The organism is Blautia sp. AF34-10, assembly GCF_003477865.1.
Classification (GTDB): Bacteria; Bacillota; Clostridia; order Lachnospirales; family Lachnospiraceae; genus Fusicatenibacter; species Fusicatenibacter saccharivorans.
This window is the reverse complement of record NZ_QUED01000006.1, coordinates 1-17,221: the sequence shown is the minus strand read 5'-3', so window position 1 is coordinate 17,221 and position 17,221 is coordinate 1. Positions and strand designations below refer to the sequence as shown.

Below are 17,221 nucleotides of genomic sequence, written 5' to 3'. Positions count from 1 at the left end.
CTTTTTCCTCCGCCTTACTTGTTATCTTTGTAATACTCATTTGCCTCATCGTACATCATATCGAGCAAGGCGTATTTATCCTGGAAATCCATCACCTGCGTACCGTTATCCTCCAGGTTCACATAGAGATTGCACTGTGAACCGGACCAGTCCATCTCTTTTTTCGCAGAACCGATCACCGTTCCGCCCTCTGTATAAATGGTATGTCCATCCTCTGATGCGTAATATGGTTTTTCGTTCAGATCTGCATCGAGAAAAATAATGTAATACGCTTCCGGCATCTGATCCGGTGTCGTCACGCGCTCCTGTGCATAGCCAAGCAGGTTGTTGTCCGGATCATAGAATGCATAGGTAGTAGCGGATTTTGTCATCTTATTGATTTCTTCGTCCGTCACAATTTTCATATGGAACCATTCTTCGCCGGAAATAGAGATCGTCCAGGTCTGATCAAAGAGACCGCTGTTTTTCATATACGCGGCAGCCTTTTCATCCGCATAAATGTTTCCCGAAGCGTCAACGTTATCCAGATCACAGCGCATGCGGACGGACGAAGCCGATGCAAGGGCTTCTTTTGCCACATCCGCGTTTTCATACCCTAACTTTTCTTCTGCCGCCGAGCAGCCGCACAGAAGCAGAAGTCCTGCTGTAAAACCCAAAAACAATTTTGTCGTTTTTCTCATAGATTCCCCTCTCTTTCTTTTGTCAGGACCGATTGGAAAGACCGCCGTCCTTGTCGCGTGCCAGTTCTCTTGCCGCCATCACAGCGAGTGCGGTCAGCTGCGGCAGATATTTTGCATCGTAGACAATCAGAAACGCATTGTCGAACATGATGTTTCCGACGGTAAGATCCATATTGTCGACGATGGCGCCGATCATAGTTCCGTTCAGTTTTACCGAGTAATTATGGCCAATGGAGCCGGCATATTCCCGGAGTTCCAGTTTTCCCTCCGGCAGTTCCATCGAGAACTGATCCCGTACGAGTGCAAACTGCTTTTTCAACACACCATACGGCTCGCCGTACAGATAAAAGCGGTACGTCGGCAGTGCGTGGAGCAGTTCCTTCGTCATACGGAAGATTTCGGTGTGCATCGCATCGTAGATATAAAATGTTTTCAGCGGCACGGTGCTGTCGATCTCGTAAACCAGGTTTCCGTCTGTATCCTCCAGATCGAAATGCTGGCCCGTCAGGCGGTAATCCTCCGTGAAGGTGTAAATCTGGGACACCGAAATCTTCTGAAACGGCTGTACCGTTCCGGTTTTGACGAAATGCTCCAGATTCGCTTTTAATTCGCTCTGGAACATCATCAGATCGGAATGGTAGCTTAGATGGTCTGCGAGGTTCTCTGCAACATCTTCATGAATCGGATACACGGGTGTGGTGAGTTTCTTTTTGATAAAGCCTTCGATGAAGGAATATCCCAAATAACCGACATGACCGTCTTTGGTCAGCCAGAAGTAGAGATATTCTCCCTTGGCGTCCGGTCCGAAAACGAGTGCTTTCTGCCGCATCGTGTAGAATTTTGCAAGCCATGCAGAACCGAACGGTGTATCGACGTTCTTGTAAGCCTCATAAAATTCTTCGATTTTCCGCGGCTTCTCCATGGAGATCATGGCAATCATATCCGTCATGGAATTGTAGCTCTCCGGGGTTGCCATGGACCAGATGGCAATGCCGAAAATCAGGACAACCGTGGCGATGGTGAGTGTGATCGTCTCTCCGTAGCCGACCGCCATCAGATAGATGCCCAGCAGCGTGACAGCGCCGCCTACGATGCGGAATTTCCATTTTCTCTTTTTCAACTGAATACCGCCTCCTCTCTTTTCGTTACTTTTATTGTACTTGCTCCCCTTTTTTGTGTCAATTGAAACTCGCTCCTCCGCTCTATTTTGTTCTGCCTGGCGGGACAAAGAAAGCGTGTCGGCGCATCTTTTTTTGTCAGAATGCATCCGGCACGCTTTGTTTCAAAAATTTAATGAACGAAAAGAAATTATGAAATTAGAATCACGCGTCCCGTTTCTGCCATAGTTCGGTGGGAAATGGAAATTACGGTACGGTTTTTGGAAACCCTTTGCAATGCATTTAATACCATTTTTTCCGTCTCTGCATCAAGGTTTGCGGTAATCTCATCGAGGAGCAGAATTTCAGGCTCCGCTGCGGCTGCACGTGCAATCGAGAGAAGCTGCCACTGACCCTGTGAGAAGAGATCCTGTGTACAGATCGTATCATATTGGTACGGAAGCGCCTCGATGGTCTTTGCAAGTCCGGTCAGTTCTGCCGCTTTTTTTACATCCGCATTCGAAATCTTCGAATCATACAGTGTAATCTGGTCTTTTACCGATCCCGGCACCATGTGGAACGACTGCTCCACATAGCCGAAAACCTTTCGTTTCTTTGCATCCGGCAGATCGACAGATGGAACACCCCAAATCAGAACCATTCCTTTCTGTGGTTCATATAAACCGAGCAGCAGTTTGAAAATAGTACTCTTTCCGGCACCCGTTCGTCCCAAAAGTGTTACCTGCTCGCCTTTTTTGATCTGCAGACTTACATCGTTTAAGATGACCTGGCTTTCGTCATATCCAAACGTCACATTTTTTAGCTCAGCCGCTATGCCGTAATCTGTATTTTCAGTCAGCGCAGCCGGCTCTTTCTTCTCTTCCAGGCTGTAAAATTCATTGATTCTTTCCATACCGGCAAACGCAGACTGAATTGTCTGGATTTCCATACCAAGGCTTTCGACCGGAGCAAAGATCTGGGAAATATAGTTTATAACAGCAACGGCGGTTCCGGCGGACATGCCGAACAGTTTTAAAACGGTCGAATTGCCGGAGGCCGAAAGCAGCATGACAACAGCAACAACAATGGCATTTAAAATCAGGATGACTGGAGAATAGACGGCATCGTAAAAATTGGTCTTCTCCATTGCGCTGTAGCTGTCATCAATATAGTGCGCATACTGCTGCTCCATATACGTCTCTTTCTGCAGACAGTGGATGGTACGGATGTTGTGCAGCGTCTCTGGAACGTGACCCGAAGCACGGCTGACTGCACGGCGGTTGGCAATCTGGGAGGCCAGCGTGTTTTTCTGGACGTAACGGGTAAAGAGGAACAGAACAGGGAGTAAAATAATCAGAACAATCGTAAGTCCACGATTAGTCACCCAGATGACGGCAAGAATGCTTAAGATTTTGCACGCATCGGCAAACATACTGATGATCCCGGAGGTAAACAGGTTTTCCACTGTGTCGACGTCACCGACAAATCTTGATACGAGAGCGCCCGGCTCCTGGCGGTTCAGCTCGTTGGCGGATAGGCGTCCGAACTTTTCCATCAGACTGCTTCGGAGTGCATGTGTAATTTTCTGGCCGAATACCGTCAGAAGACTCTCTCGTGCCGACTCCAGAAGACCCGTCAGGGCAAGAAGTCCGAAATACAGCAGAATTCCTTCCATCCAGAGGGTATGCTTCTTTGTCAAAAGGTCAATCAGCTGTGCCAGCACAAGAGGCGGGAGCAGTGCGAAAATAACCGCACCGCAGACGACTCCCAAAAGTGCGGCTGATAAAACACCGTGTTTTCGAACGGTTTCTTTGATTACCCGCAATACAGATTCTTTTTTTTGCATCAAAAGCTGCCTCCCTTCGTCTGATTGCTGCAGAGCTCTGCGTAGGACGGAACCGTTGCAAGGAGTTCCTCATGTGTGCCGACCTTCGTATGGCACTCATCCATCCAGATGACCTGATCCATCTGGTCGAACAGATAGAGGCGATGGGAAATGAGGATTATAATAGAGTCTTTTGCCAGCTCCTTTAAATTTAAAAAAATTTGTACTTCCGTCTCTTTGTCGAGTGCCGAAAACGGATCGTCGAGAACCAGAACCGGCCGTTTGTGGTACAGGGTTCGCGCAAGGGCAAGGCGCTGCGCCTGACCACCAGAGAGGCGGACACCGCCCGTTCCGACCAGGGTATGGATTCCGTTTTCCATTGCTTTCACTTCATCTTCCAGGCAGACGACTCGGATCATCTCCTCTGCGCCCTCTTTTCCCCCGAGACGGATATTCTCTTCCACGCTTCCATGGAACAGCTCCGGGTCATGGCCAAGATAACCGACCATGCGGTTCCGGTCTGCTTTTTCCATTTTTCCAAGTTCTTTTCCGCCGAAGGTGATGCTTCCCTCATACGGCGACTCGCAGAGAAAAGTCTTTCCAAGCGTTGACTTTCCGCATGCGACAGGTCCCGTCACACCGATGATCTGGCCAGGAGACGCTTGAAACGACAGGTCATGGATGATCTCTTTTCCGTTTGGATAGGCAAAATGCAGGTGATCGACGTTAAGCTCTGCAGGCGCTGCGGCTGGAAGCTCCGGTTCTGTTTTGGAATTCTGCAGCAAAGGTTTGATTCGTTTCCAGGAAACCTGCGCTTTATGTACCGCATTAAAAAGCTTCGCAGCGCTCGATGATTTGGTGGCAAGCTTTGTGTAGCAGGACAAAAACGTGGTAAATACGGCGATGTTCCACGGTGTCCATCCCTCCTGCAGGACGTTTCTGCCTCCAAAATACAGGATAAACAGAATGCTCGTCATCGAGATCATACGGTAAATCGGCGGCATAGCTGTGTTCCAGATATTGGCGCGCACAGCGGCAGATTCGTAAGCCGAAAGATTCTCCTCATAAGCGGCCTTTCTGTCCTCCTCACAGCCAAAGACACGATACGTGATGGCATTTGTCGCACGGTCCAGGGTTGCAGCACTTAATGCACCCGACTGTACCTTATAGGCAGCGCCCGTTTTCTGTACCATGACCTTCATCTTTTCGGCAATCACGTAGGAAATGGGTGGGAAAATCATGCAGAGAAGAGCCAGGCGCCAGTCGTACCAGAGCAGCATACACGCATAGGCGAGAAGAGCAACACCGGTATCAAAGATTTCCGTTGTAAATTTCCGCATTCCTTCTACGCAATCGTCTACATCGAGAATGGCCTTCGTCAGTATATTTCCGGTACCTTCCGCTTCCAGCTCCAAACGGCTTTTGCGAACCAGCGTTCCGTAAAGAATCTGCTTCATATGCCGGTTGACGTTGTTGGCAAATCTTCTGACATAGAACCGTTTGAAATAGCGGGAAACCTGCACAATGCCAATACTCACGACATAGGCCGTGACCAGCATCAGCATCTGGTGGAAGGTTCCTGTGCCGCCGAGGAGATCAACCAGCTTTCCTGTCATTTTTCCCTCAAACCAGGGGCCTGCAAGAAGTCCCAGATTATAGATGAGACCGGAAACCGTAACAAAAAAGAGAATTTTCCATTCTTCCTGAAAGTAAGAGAGCATCCGGTTCGGGCGAAAGGTTTCATCCTTCATCGCTGCTGCCTCCTTCTGCTGTTGCTTTTATTGTTTTATCTGCTTTTTCACTTAAAATTTTTGAAAGTTCCGCAAAATGATTCTGCCGTTCTCTCTTCGATTTCCAGTACAGCTTGTCCAGTGTTTCGCAGAAGCTTTCTGCCTCCTTTTCCGGAAGCTCCAAAAGCAGCCATTCATAAAAAACCGTTTCAATTTCTGCTTTGGAATTTTTCAAAGTTTCTGCTTTTTCCGTAGCATACAGAAGCTGGCTTCTGCCGTCCCACGGATTCGGTTTCCGGATCAGATATCCCTTTGCCTCAAGGCTTGCAGCGCGTCTTGCAGCGGCTCCTTTATCAATCTTTAACTGTTCGCGCACTTCCGTCTGCGTGATGCCCGGATGATGGCGCACCAGATGGATAAAGTCAAATTCTGCTGTGCCGATGCCCTCTTCTTTCATTGCCTGAACCGTAAATTTCCCGGCTTCCCGCGCTATTTTTGTTATTTTCCGTTCTGTTGGATCCATTTTTCTGTTCCTCCTGTCCATTCTCAATCTGTTTCAAATAGATGCATATACAACTAATTAGATGATAGTACAACTAATCGAAATTGTCAATCTATAGATCTTCTGGTTGACGAAGTATCGTCCGAACTTTATAATAGAAGTATTCGGCTGTTAAAAACAGTCAGTCTATCAATAAGGAGATGTATCTTATATGGAAAAGAAACATACGCGCGGCAGCTTTACCGGATCGATCGGCTTCGTGCTTGCTGCCGCAGGAAGCGCGGTTGGACTGGGAAATATCTGGCGTTTCCCTTATCTTGCCGCAAAAGACGGAGGCGGAACCTTTATTTTAGTTTATATCGTACTGGCTCTGACCTTTGGATTTACCCTGCTGACAACTGATATTGCCATCGGAAGAAAAACCGGACAAAGTCCGCTTGTCGCTTACGGTAAAATTCACCCGGGCTGGAACGGTCTTGGCCTTCTCGCCAGTATCGTGCCGGTTGTCATCCTGCCTTACTACTGCTCCATTGGCGGCTGGGTATTAAAATACCTGTCTGTGTTTCTCACCGGACATGGCACTGCTGCTGCCGAGGATGGTTACTTTACCGGCTATATTACCGGTACATGGCAGCCGATTATGTGGTTGGGAATCTATCTTTTTCTTACCGCATTCGTTGTATATCGTGGTGTCAATAAGGGAATTGAAAACTACAGCAAAATTCTGATGCCGATCCTTCTGATTTTAATCATCGGAATTTCTGTTTTTTCGCTGACACTGACCCATACCGATGCAGACGGTGTAGTCCGTACGGGACTGCAGGGTATGAAAATTTATCTCGTTCCGAATTTTAAAGGAATGACGCCGCAGAAATTTTTCACCGTCTTTGTCGATGCACTCGGACAGCTTTTCTTTTCGATCAGCGTTGCGATGGGTATCATGGTTGCCTACGGTTCCTACGTAAAAAAAGAAACAAACCTGATGAAATCGATCAACCAGATCGAAATTTTCGACACCATTGTTGCGCTGCTCGCCGGTTTGATGATCGTTCCTGCCGTATTTACCTTTATGGGGACAGAGGGTATGTCTGCCGGCCCTGGTCTGATGTTTGTCTCCCTGCCGAGGTCTTTCAGTCCATGGGAGCAGCAGGCGGCGTAATCGGAACCATTTTCTTTCTTATGGTCTCCTTTGCAGCCATTACATCTTCCGTATCGGTCATGGAATCCATTGTTTCCTGTATGATCGACAAATTTCACATCAGCAGAAAGAAAAGCACGGTTATTGTAACCGTTTATGCATGTCTCGTCGGTATCATCGTATGCCTCGGCTACAATGCGCTTTATTTTGAACTGAAGCTTCCAAATGGCGCAACGGCTCAGATCCTGGATGTCATGGATTTCATCAGCAATAACCTTCTGATGCCGCTTGTCGCACTTCTCTCCTGTATTCTGATCGGATGGGTTGTAAAGCCGCAGGTCATCATCGATGAGGTGACGCTGGGAGGATATAAGTTCGGTCGAAAGAGGCTGTATATCGTCATGGTGAAGTTTATTGCACCCGTGCTCCTTGCCGCACTGCTGCTGCAGTCGTTCGGTATTTTAAACGTCTGATCACTGCGATACCAGATTGCTATGTGCTTTGCACTCACGCAATCTTCAAAACATTCGTAATCCGCTCATTTTCCTTCGAAAAATGGCTCCTTACTTATGTTTTTGGCGAGGCAAGAGATCAAAAAAGCATGTTTTCCGGTGGCTTTTCCAGAAAACATGCTTTTTTTGTGCCTGTCTGCACATATTTCTAACAGGTGAAACCCTTACATCCTGCGAATTAACGTTCCATTTACACCAAGTATCTCTCCATCAAATTCCCGGGCAAAAAGTACTTCCCCGTCTCCTTTTACTTTTATCTCCTCATCCGATGCGTTGAGCAGAACTTCGATTTTATTTCCCTCTTCGTCTAGTTTAATATACTCTACACACCGATCATTTTCATAACCATTCGGAAAATGGAAATGCAGGCTTCTGCACACTTTTTCATTTCTTCGAAGCATGATCAGTTTCCGCATCGTTGCAATTTTTTTCTGATTCTCTTCGCTTTCAATTTCACTCCAAGGCATACATCTTCTGCAGTCCGGATCATGAGCGCCTTCCATTGCGATCTCCGTTCCATAATAAATACAGGGGCTTCCCGGAAGCGTAAAAAGGATTGCAAGCTGCTGGTAGAACTTGTCCAGATCGTGAAAACGGTTCATCAGCCTCTCGGTATCGTGGGAATCCAGGAGATTAAAAAGTACATCGTTATTCTGCTGCATATACATGGTATAGCAACGGTTTACCATATATTCAAATTCTTCTTTTTTCATTGTTTTATCAAGAAAGAAATCATGGATTCCACTCAGCAGCGGGTAGTTCATGACAGAATCATATTCATCTCCCTGCAGCCACTGGCTTGCATCATGCCAGATTTCCCCCAGAAGATAAATATCCGGCTTTATCGTTTTTAAATGCTCTCTTATCCGCTTTAAGAACCTGTGCGCCACTTCGTTTCCTACATCGAAACGAATTCCGTCGATATCAAACTCCCGTACCCAGTCCTCACAGATTTTACAGAAATACTGTATCACCTCTTCGTTGTTTGTGTTCAGCTTTGGCATCCCGTCTGTAAATGCAAAGGAATAGAACCGTCGGTCTCTGGTGTCTCCCCTTTTTTGAACCTGTTCCCAGTCCTCTACCATAAACCAGTCCGCATAACGAGACTCTTTTCCATGCTCCAGGATATCTATCCACGGCTCAAATTTTCTTCCACTATGATTAAACACTGCATCTACCATAATGCGGATTCCTTTTTCATGTGCTTCTTTGCAAAGCACTTTCATTGTATCCGCATCGCCAAAAAACGGATCTATTTTTGTATAATCGGTCGTGTCATATTTGTGGTTGGACTCTGCTTTCATGATCGGATTCAGATAAATACCGGTAATCCCAAGTTCCTGCAGATACGATAATCTCTGACGGATCCCTTCCAGATTTCCTCCGAATTTTTCTTCGTTTGTTACGGTTCCGTGATTTCTCCAGGGTGTGATATCATCTCCGTTTTTTTCCGGTGTCCCGTTGCAGAACCGATCCGGGAAAATCTGATACCAGATCGTTTCGTTTACCCATGCCGGTGTGCGATTGATATCTGCCGGGTTCATCCAGGGTACAATAAAGCACTGCTGCATACGGCCATCCATCCGGAGCTGTTCTTCTGTCAGAAAACCATCCTCAAAATAATACCAGACTTCCTTTTCCGTCCGCAGCTCGAAATAATATTTGCATCTTTTGTATTCCGGAAGAAGCGTTGTTGTCCACCAGATCTGATAAGGCAGACGTTTTTTATATATCATTTCCTCTCTTTTTCCGATCCACTTTTCTTTTCCGCCCAAAATTCCGGCTTCATAAGGATCTCCGTAATGGATAAAAACCTGTTTTACATCATATCCTGTCTTGATATTGACAATCAGTCTGTCCTCATCCAGGGCATAACTCATCTGTTCTGAAGTTTTATGGTATACACCGCTAAATTCCATCTCATTTTCCTCCCGTATAGCTCTAAAGCTGTTTTTTTGCATCCTTGTAAGAAACACGATCACTTTTTGTTTCGTATTGTTTCGTAACTTTACTATAAGCCTTTTTTATTTCTTCGTCAATCAATTTCCATTTTTCCCTGCGCTTTCGTAAAATTCAGATAATTTTCAGGATGATTTTTGTGCAGGATGCTTTCTTTTTTCGAAACTTAGCGAAACATTTCTTTTTCACGGTATGGATTGCTTTTTATCTTATGTTTTTATATAATGATACGGGGGCAAAAGGTTTTTTGACCCCTTTGATACCAGATTGCTACGTGCTTTGCACTCCCGCAATCTTCATATAATAGCGTTAAAAGAACTCCATCATGATAGCTGGGAGTTTACATTTTTTGTTTTGTGAAAGGATTGCCGATTATGACTACCATTCAGGATATTGCTGATAAAATGGGAGTTTCCAAGAGCACGGTATCCAAAGCGCTCAATGACGCGCCTGATATCAGCGATGCTTTACGGAAACAGGTTTTGGAAACTGCCGTAGCTCTGGGTTATACGAAGCTGCGGCGTTATAAGAAACCGACGAAAAAAGTCTGTATTATAATAGAAAAAGAGAATATGCGGTATCAGGAACCGCATCATTTTGCCTATGATATCCTGGTGGGTTTTCGTCAGATGGCAGAACCGGCCGGATTTGATGTTGAAATTGTGCCTGTTGATATTAAGGCACAAAGAAACCGGCATTATGATGTTTTTATGCTGGAGCATGATTATATAGGAGCTTTTGTGGTCGGCTTTTCCCTGAGCGATCCCTGGATTCAGGACTTTAAAATCAGCCGCACACCGGCTGTTCTTTTCGACAACTATATAGTAGGGAATCCTTCCACCGCTTATGTAGGTATTGATAATGAGGAGGGAATGGAGCTTGCCGTCTCTTATCTTGCCGGACTTGGACACCGGAAGATCGCCTATCTGAGCAGCTCCCTCGGTGCCCGGGTTCTCCAGGCACGCCATGCTGCCTTTCTCCGTTCCATGCACCAGCATGGACTGAAGACTTCTCCTGCTGCGATCGGCTGTTCTTATTATCTGTCAGAATGTATGGAAAAGCATCTTCCCCGTTTTCTGGAAAACGGAATCACTGCTATTATTTGCAACCAGGATACCCTTGCTAGTGCAACGCTCACGCAATGTCAGCAGCTGGGATTCCAGATTCCTGATGATATCAGCATTATCGGATTTGATGATCTGCCGATTGCTGCTTGTACGTCACCGCCCCTTACGACCATCAGACAAGACCGGCTGGAGCTCGGAAAAAGTGGATTTTTTGCATTGTCAAGTCTTCTCAATCACATCCCGATCAGTACATATTTGTTGCATGCACAGCTGATTCAGCGGGAATCGACAGGAAAGGTTCCTTCATAAATTCATCTCATCAACAATATTTGCCGGTTTTGCAGTCATTTCTACCCATGCCGGAATAAAACCGCTTTTAACAGCGTTTCTTACAGATCTGACATTAGACCAGGCGGTACAGTAAAACGGTACTTTACCCCTGTTTATGATCTCTTTTGTAAGTCTGCTTGTCAGTGCAGAGGCAATCCCCTGTCGTCTGTATTCCGGAAAAACATCCACACCGATCTGCCACATATCGTCGCAATCGGCAGAGCAGGCGGCAAGTCCCACCAGCGTGCTTCCGTCATATGCGCCGACGCCAAGTACATCCAGATTCTTCCGATCTTCGCAAAGCGCATTGCTCCATTCCGGCAGATACAAATCCGCAAAATCTTCCTGCGTCAATACTCGTGTCACATAGGCGCAGGAAAGAGTCGGTATCCGGCTGATGTCCGGCAGATAGTATTCTGCCATGAAACATATTTTGTGCCCTTTTTCAACTAAACGTTCATTCAGCCAATGCATGTTTGGTGTTTCAAAGCAGTGATAAAATTCGAATTTGTCTACATACGCAGATACCAGATCCATAGTCTCCGGTATGGAAGCCGCCATGATATTACTTCCATAGGAAACCAGATTGCAGGTAATAGGCTCTTTCAAATATTTGCGGGCCTTCTTTCCTAAATTTATGGGAACAACAACATTTTTGTCCGCCTTGAGATCTTCCACACGGCACCCCATATCTTCCGCAGACTGCCTCATGGCAATCTCCATCATTTCACGATTCGTCATATGCTTTTCCCCTTTATGAGTTTGTAATAGAAACTGCTGGGCATCAGAGAAGCTCATTCCCTGCAGTTATTTCTGTGGATCAATTTATGATTATTCCTAGCTCTTTTTCATCTCTGCCTCAAATGTGTTTTCCGTCATATGCGCCCGCAGAATATGAAGCAGCACTCCCGCCGCCCGCTCCATTGCAGCCGGATCGATAGAGGAATAGTTCATGACATACGTATTTTCCTGCTTTATTGCCTCCGCCGCATCCGCGTAATAGCCGGAGAGCGGCTTTAATTTCACACCACGGGATTTCGCCTGCGTGACAATCGACTCTTCTTTCAAATCCGTGCGAAGATGCATCAGAAAATGAACGCCTGCTTCTTCCTCCTCGATGGTCACGTAATCACCGAGCGGCTTCTTTTCGAGTTCCTGTAAAATCAGATCTCGTTTGTTCTGATAATAGTTTCGCAGCCGGTTGATATGTTTTTCGAAACTGCCATTCTCAATAAACTCTGCCAGTGTGTACTGCTCAAAGTTGGAGACGGTGCAGGAATAAAACGACAGCTCGCGATAAAATTTCTCCGCTAATGTCTGCGGAAGCACCATATAGCTGATCCGTACCGTGGAGGCAAGTGTTTTCGTAAACGTATTCATATAGATGACCTTGTCCGAAACGTCGATACTCTGCAGTGTCGGAAACGGCTTTCCGCCGAGACGCAGCTCACTGTCATAATCGTCCTCAATGATATAGTGATGATCTGATTTTGCTGCCCAGCCGAGCAGTTCATAACGGCGGCTGACCGGCATGACTGTCCCGGTTGGAAAGTGATGGGACGGGGAGGTATGAATAATATCAACCGATCTTTTTTCCAGCTCCTGCACCGAAACACCGTCCTGGTCGAGCGGCACTGGCTCGTACCGCACCTTCATACTCTCATAAATCCGCGCAATTTTGTGATACCCGGGATCCTCTACTCCATAAACAAGATCGTTTCCGAGAAGCTGAATCAGAAGGTTATGCAGATACTCCGTTCCTGCGCCGACAATAATCTGCTCCGGCAGCACCTGCATTCCACGAAACTCTCGCAGATATTTTGCAATCGCACTGCGCAGCTTTAAAATCCCGGCGCACGGGGAATTGATCATGAGCTGGATCCGGTTGTCATTCAGGACAGCACGCACCGTCCGCGTCCAGATTGTAAACGGAAAAATCTCGCTGTCCGTCTGGTTACTGGAAAAATCCGCAAAATAGGAAGTCTCCCCGTTTGCTACCTGCAGGATCTCTTTTGGCACCGCATCCCGCATGGAATCCTCAATTTCCAGATCAGCCGCATAGAATCCGCGCTTTGGCATGGAATACAGATAGCCTTCCGCAACAAGCTGCGCATAGGCATTCTCGACGGTAATGACGCTGATACCCAGATTTTTCGCGAACGTCCGTTTCGACGGCAGCTTCTCTCCAGGGCGGATATTTCCCAGCAATATGTCATTTTTGATACATTTATATAAATATTCATACAGGGAATCTGACCCTATATTGGAAAAATTATACGTCAGCATCCGACCGCTCTCCTCTCATCTGACCTTACTGAATATATTTGTTTTGGCAATTTTTTTATAGTCACTTTACCAGTATACTGTGAGGCAGAGCAAAAGTAAAGCCAAAACAGAAACTAAAATTTTTCAGACACGGAGGAACTTATTATGACAGCAGCAAATGAGAGATACAAACTGAACAAAGAACTGGCACAGATGTTAAAGGGTGGCGTGATCATGGACGTTACCACTCCGGAGCAGGCGCATATTGCCGAGGAAGCTGGTGCCTGTGCCGTTATGGCACTGGAGCGGATTCCTGCAGACATCCGTGCAGCCGGCGGCGTTTCCCGTATGAGTGATCCGAAGATGATCAGCGGCATTCAGGAAGCCGTTTCCATTCCGGTTATGGCAAAATGCCGCATCGGCCACTTTGTAGAGGCACAGGTTCTTGAAGCCATCGAAATCGACTACATCGACGAGAGTGAGGTTCTCTCCCCGGCGGATGATGTCTACCATATTAACAAACGAAATTTCAAAGTACCGTTTGTCTGCGGTGCAAAGGATCTCGGCGAGGCACTCCGCCGGATCAACGAGGGAGCGTCTATGATCCGTACCAAAGGTGAGCCGGGAACCGGCGATATCGTACAGGCGGTCCGCCATATGAGAAAAATGAACAGCGAAATTCAGAAACTGACCTCAATGCGTGAGGATGAGCTGTTTGAGGCAGCCAAGGTCCTGCAGGTTCCATACGATCTTGTTCAGTATGTTCATGATAACGGCCGTCTCCCGGTTGTCAACTTTGCAGCCGGCGGTGTGGCAACGCCTGCCGATGCAGCGCTGATGATGCAGCTCGGAGCAGAAGGCGTCTTCGTCGGATCCGGTATCTTCAAATCCGGCAACCCGGCAAAACGTGCCGCTTCCATCGTAAAAGCTGTTACCAACTACACCGATGCCAAACGGATCGCAGAACTCTCCGCTGATCTCGGCGAGGCTATGGTCGGCATCAACGAGCAGGAAATCGCCTTACTGATGGCAGAAAGAGGAAAATAATGAAAATTGGAGTGCTTGCATTGCAGGGCGCATTTGCAGAACATGAAAAAGTATTAGAACAGCTTGGCGCCGAATGCATCGAACTGCGGCAGGCCCGCGATCTTGCCGAGCCTTACGATGCACTTGTACTGCCGGGCGGCGAGAGTACCGTTCAGGGAAAGCTTTTAAAAGAGCTTAGCATGTTCGATATCATGAAAAGCCAGATTGAAAACGGCATGCCGGTCCTCGCAACCTGTGCCGGTGCAATTCTTCTGGCAGAAACGATCGACGGACAGATGAAGGGACAGCCAGAGCAGTATTTCGGCACGATTCCCATGTGCATCAAGCGGAACGCCTACGGCCGACAGTTAGGCAGCTTCCACACAGAAGCACCGGTTGTGGGCATTGGAACAGTGCCGATGACGTTTATCCGTGCGCCGTATATCGCATCTGTGGGGAACGGCGTGGAAGTGCTCGCGGTTGTGGAAGAGCGGATTGTCGGTGTAAAATATAAAAACCAGATGGCCTTCTCCTTCCACCCGGAGCTCGACCCGGATATGAGGATTCATAAGACATTTCTTTCGATGATCAGCAACGTATAAAGCAAAAGACTGTGCAAATCATAAATTCATTTGCACAGTCTTTTGCTCTGTTTTCATACCGCAATGCAGTCCCATGGAATAATTTGAATCTTTTCCGGAGAAACACCATCTATTTTTAGGGTTCCCCTGTCACCGATTCGAATCCGGTCTTTTTCCCGGCTTACGTTCTCCCGTGTGACAAGATTTTCCGTGAAACCATTATCCATATAATGGATGAAAAAAACGTTGTTATCTCTGAAGAAAATAAAATCTGATCGCAAAAAGCTCCAGCTTCTCGTTGATTTTTCATCCGAGAAGCTGGAGCTTTCCACGTTGTTTACCTGCCATAAAGCATTTTTGAATTATTATTTGATACGTTTCAGTTCATACTGTCTCGTACCAAGACCAATTTTCTCTGCCTGGTCAAGGGTTGCCTGCCATTCAATATTCGGATTGGAATCCTTGAAATGATCGTGGTGGCAATGCCATCCCGGCTCTGCAAGATGCTCGCCAAGCTGACTGTTTTCGATCGGAGTTGCCTTCAGGCAGGCATCGGCACACGCCTGATCAAGAGCAACCGGGTCGAAGCTTGCAAACATTCCGATATCCGGCAGGATCGGAGCATCGTTCTCACCATGGCAGTCACAGTTCGGGCTGATATCCTGTACCAGAGAAATATGGAAGCACGGACGTCCATGACAGACAGCCTGTGCATACTCCGCCATTTTCCGGTCGAGAAGCTCGTTTGCACTGCTGTTTGGATTGTAAACCGCATCAAAACTGCAGGCACCGATGCAGCGGCCGCATCCTTTGCATTTGTCATAGTCAATGACTGCTTTTTTATCCACATAGGAAATTGCATCGCTTCCGCATTCTTTTGCACAGCGGTGGCAGCCACGACAGACATCCGTATTGATCGCCGGTTTTCCACTGGCATGCTGCTGCATCTTTCCGGCGCGGCTTCCGCATCCCATACCGATATTTTTCAGTGCACCGCCAAAGCCCGTTGCTTCATGGCCTTTGAAATGGCTCAGACTGATAAAAATATCTGCGTCCATGATTGCATGGCCAATCAATGCTGTTTTGCAATATTCTCCGTTGACAACCGGAACTTCGATTTCATCGGTTCCTCGCACTCCATCTCCGATGATAATCTGGCATCCTGTGGTAATGGTATTGAATCCATTCAGATTCGCACAGTCAAGATGCTCCAGGGCATTTTTTCTGCTGCCCGGATATAACGTATTGCAGTCTGTCAGAAACGGAAGGCCTCCCTGCTCTTTACAGAGATCTGCAACCACTTTCGCATAATTCGGACGAAGAAACGCCATGTTTCCCAGTTCGCCAAAATGCATTTTGATTGCGACGAATTTGCCTTCCATATCAATGTCTTTGATGCCAGCAGCAATACAGAGCTTTTTCAGCTTGTCAAGCTGACTCGTTCCAACCGGACATCGAAAGTCGGTAAAATAAACCGTTGACTTTTCCATTTTGTCATTCCTCCTGATTTGTCATTTTTTGACAGCATATCACTTCAAGCTAGGTTGAAGTCAAGTATAATTTGTGGTCTTCTGTTTGTCTCATGGGCTTGTCTTTTTTCTGGATTTTTCGTATACTGAACATAGTTTTTAAGCAACTGAAAATACAGAAGTGCTTTGGAGGTCATGTTTATGATAAAGGCAGTATTATTCGATATGGATGGTATCCTGTTTGACACCGAGATTGTAATGAAAGAGGGCTGGCAAAAAGCTGCCCGGGAGCTGAATTTTACGCTCACGGAGGAACATCTTTCGCAGATGCGCGGCAGTGCGCTTCCGCGGAGCAGAAAGCTGTTTGAGGAGTGGTTTCACGGACAGGTGACATACGATGAAGGACGCGCAATCCGCACGGCGTATCTAAACGATTATATTCGACGCAACGGTGTCCCGGAAAAACCAGGGCTTCATGAGTTTCTTTCCTGGCTCAAAGAGCATTCGATCAAAGTTGCCGTTGCTACTTCTACAACGCGGCGCATTGCGGAAGACTATTGGAAACAGTCTGGCATTGACCAGTATATCGATGCTTCAGTCTGCGGGGATGAGGTAATCAACAGCAAGCCGGATCCGGAAATTTTCTTAAAAGCAGCGTCTCTTCTGAAAGTTCCGATTGCTGCATGCATAGTAGCCGAAGACAGCATCAATGGTCTGAAGGCCGCGCGTGCAGCTGGTGCCATCTCCTGCATGATCCCGGATCTGACACCGTATACAAAAGAGCTTTTTCCATTTTGTGATTATGTGAGTCCTTCTCTTTTGGCCTGTAAAGAAATTCTGCTGCAGACTCCAGAAGCGGACAAACTGAAAAGCTGGAAGTAAAAAATCATACATAAAGTGAACCTCACATGACTAAAGTCACGTGCTTCAGACCGCTTTAGGCGGCAGACAAAATATCGGCGGATACGCCTGTTTCTTAGATCTTGCGCGGATACGCGCTTCTTCCATGCCGGATACGGCAGGTCTCCACATAACAGGTA

General features: G+C 46.9%; 13 protein-coding genes and 1 pseudogene. 5 read left to right on the top strand and 9 right to left on the bottom strand.

Going from position 1 to position 17,221, the window contains the following annotated elements; translation table 11 throughout:
• Positions 1-14: 14 nt before the first annotated feature.
• The 5 genes from DWZ60_RS05135 to DWZ60_RS05115 form a co-directional block, all read right to left on the bottom strand.
• Positions 15-680 (bottom strand): hypothetical protein, encoded by a 666-nt coding sequence (locus DWZ60_RS05135; RefSeq protein WP_055228134.1) that lies wholly within the window; start codon positions 678-680, stop codon positions 15-17.
• Positions 681-702: 22 nt separating this feature from the next.
• Entirely contained in the window at positions 703-1,800 is a 1,098-nt protein-coding gene (locus DWZ60_RS05130; RefSeq protein ID WP_119221351.1) for a hypothetical protein, read from the bottom strand.
• Between the two features lie 188 nt (positions 1,801-1,988).
• On the bottom strand, positions 1,989-3,623 hold the full coding sequence (locus tag DWZ60_RS05125; RefSeq protein ID WP_119221350.1) for an ABC transporter ATP-binding protein: 1,635 nt from the start codon (positions 3,621-3,623) through the stop codon (positions 1,989-1,991).
• Entirely contained in the window at positions 3,623-5,353 is a 1,731-nt protein-coding gene (locus DWZ60_RS05120) for an ABC transporter ATP-binding protein (protein ID WP_119221349.1), read from the bottom strand. Before DWZ60_RS05120 ends, DWZ60_RS05125 begins: the two co-directional genes overlap by 1 nt.
• The gene (locus DWZ60_RS05115; RefSeq protein ID WP_022461532.1) at positions 5,343-5,855 is read right to left on the bottom strand and encodes a MarR family winged helix-turn-helix transcriptional regulator; all 513 of its coding nucleotides are present in this window, start codon (positions 5,853-5,855) and stop codon (positions 5,343-5,345) included. Before DWZ60_RS05115 ends, DWZ60_RS05120 begins: the two co-directional genes overlap by 11 nt.
• Before the next feature lie 190 nt (positions 5,856-6,045).
• On the opposite strand from DWZ60_RS05115, the pseudogene DWZ60_RS05110 reads away from it, so the two are divergent.
• Positions 6,046-7,445: pseudogene (locus tag DWZ60_RS05110) on the top strand (sodium-dependent transporter).
• A 203-nt stretch (positions 7,446-7,648) separates the two neighbouring features.
• Here the strand turns inward: DWZ60_RS05110 and DWZ60_RS05105 are convergent.
• Complete coding sequence (locus DWZ60_RS05105; protein ID WP_119221348.1) at positions 7,649-9,403, bottom strand: glycoside hydrolase family 13 protein; 1,755 nt, start codon at positions 9,401-9,403, stop codon at positions 7,649-7,651.
• Positions 9,404-9,817: 414 nt separating this feature from the next.
• Here DWZ60_RS05105 and DWZ60_RS05100 point away from each other — a divergent pair, with 414 nt between their 5' ends.
• A complete protein-coding gene (locus DWZ60_RS05100; protein ID WP_119221347.1) occupies positions 9,818-10,819 on the top strand; it encodes a LacI family DNA-binding transcriptional regulator in 1,002 nt (333 codons plus the stop codon).
• Here DWZ60_RS05100 and DWZ60_RS05095 read toward each other — a convergent pair.
• Together DWZ60_RS05095 and pdxR are read right to left on the bottom strand one after the other, a co-directional pair.
• Positions 10,814-11,581: a GNAT family N-acetyltransferase gene (locus DWZ60_RS05095; RefSeq protein WP_119221346.1), complete on the bottom strand. Its 768-nt coding sequence runs from the start codon at positions 11,579-11,581 to the stop codon at positions 10,814-10,816. The two genes, DWZ60_RS05100 and DWZ60_RS05095, sit on opposite strands and share 6 nt — an antisense overlap.
• Before the next feature lie 96 nt (positions 11,582-11,677).
• Entirely contained in the window at positions 11,678-13,126 is a 1,449-nt protein-coding gene (gene pdxR / locus DWZ60_RS05090) for a MocR-like pyridoxine biosynthesis transcription factor PdxR (protein ID WP_119221345.1), read from the bottom strand.
• 144 nt (positions 13,127-13,270) lie between these two features.
• On the opposite strand from pdxR, the gene pdxS reads away from it, so the two are divergent.
• Together pdxS and pdxT are read left to right on the top strand one after the other, a co-directional pair.
• Entirely contained in the window at positions 13,271-14,152 is an 882-nt protein-coding gene (gene pdxS, locus DWZ60_RS05085; protein WP_117761520.1) for a pyridoxal 5'-phosphate synthase lyase subunit PdxS, read from the top strand.
• On the top strand, positions 14,152-14,733 hold the full coding sequence (gene pdxT / locus DWZ60_RS05080) for a pyridoxal 5'-phosphate synthase glutaminase subunit PdxT (RefSeq protein ID WP_117761521.1): 582 nt from the start codon (positions 14,152-14,154) through the stop codon (positions 14,731-14,733). Before pdxS ends, pdxT begins: the two co-directional genes overlap by 1 nt.
• A 344-nt stretch (positions 14,734-15,077) precedes the next feature.
• Here pdxT and DWZ60_RS05070 read toward each other — a convergent pair whose 3' ends face one another.
• A complete protein-coding gene (locus DWZ60_RS05070) occupies positions 15,078-16,202 on the bottom strand; it encodes a DUF362 domain-containing protein (RefSeq protein ID WP_117761523.1) in 1,125 nt (374 codons plus the stop codon).
• 180 nt (positions 16,203-16,382) lie between these two features.
• Here DWZ60_RS05070 and DWZ60_RS05065 point away from each other — a divergent pair, with 180 nt between their 5' ends.
• Complete coding sequence (locus tag DWZ60_RS05065) at positions 16,383-17,063, top strand: HAD family hydrolase (protein WP_117761524.1); 681 nt, start codon at positions 16,383-16,385, stop codon at positions 17,061-17,063.
• Positions 17,064-17,221: the final 158 nt, after the last annotated feature.

What these genes read in the sequence shown, in the direction of transcription:
- DWZ60_RS05135 (WP_055228134.1), bottom strand. Translation starts at nt 680, where the DNA reads ATGAGAAAAACGACAAAATTGTTTTTGGGTTTTACAGCAGGACTTCTG.
- DWZ60_RS05125 (WP_119221350.1), bottom strand. Translation starts at nt 3,623, where the DNA reads ATGCAAAAAAAAGAATCTGTATTGCGGGTAATCAAAGAAACCGTTCGA.
- DWZ60_RS05120 (WP_119221349.1), bottom strand. Translation starts at nt 5,353, where the DNA reads ATGAAGGATGAAACCTTTCGCCCGAACCGGATGCTCTCTTACTTTCAG.
- DWZ60_RS05115 (WP_022461532.1), bottom strand. Translation starts at nt 5,855, where the DNA reads ATGGATCCAACAGAACGGAAAATAACAAAAATAGCGCGGGAAGCCGGG.
- DWZ60_RS05105 (WP_119221348.1), bottom strand. Translation starts at nt 9,403, where the DNA reads ATGGAATTTAGCGGTGTATACCATAAAACTTCAGAACAGATGAGTTAT.
- DWZ60_RS05100 (WP_119221347.1), top strand. Translation starts at nt 9,818, where the DNA reads ATGACTACCATTCAGGATATTGCTGATAAAATGGGAGTTTCCAAGAGC.
- DWZ60_RS05095 (WP_119221346.1), bottom strand. Translation starts at nt 11,581, where the DNA reads ATGACGAATCGTGAAATGATGGAGATTGCCATGAGGCAGTCTGCGGAA.
- pdxR (WP_119221345.1), bottom strand. Translation starts at nt 13,126, where the DNA reads ATGCTGACGTATAATTTTTCCAATATAGGGTCAGATTCCCTGTATGAA.
- pdxS (WP_117761520.1), top strand. Translation starts at nt 13,271, where the DNA reads ATGACAGCAGCAAATGAGAGATACAAACTGAACAAAGAACTGGCACAG.
- pdxT (WP_117761521.1), top strand. Translation starts at nt 14,152, where the DNA reads ATGAAAATTGGAGTGCTTGCATTGCAGGGCGCATTTGCAGAACATGAA.
- DWZ60_RS05070 (WP_117761523.1), bottom strand. Translation starts at nt 16,202, where the DNA reads ATGGAAAAGTCAACGGTTTATTTTACCGACTTTCGATGTCCGGTTGGA.
- DWZ60_RS05065 (WP_117761524.1), top strand. Translation starts at nt 16,383, where the DNA reads ATGATAAAGGCAGTATTATTCGATATGGATGGTATCCTGTTTGACACC.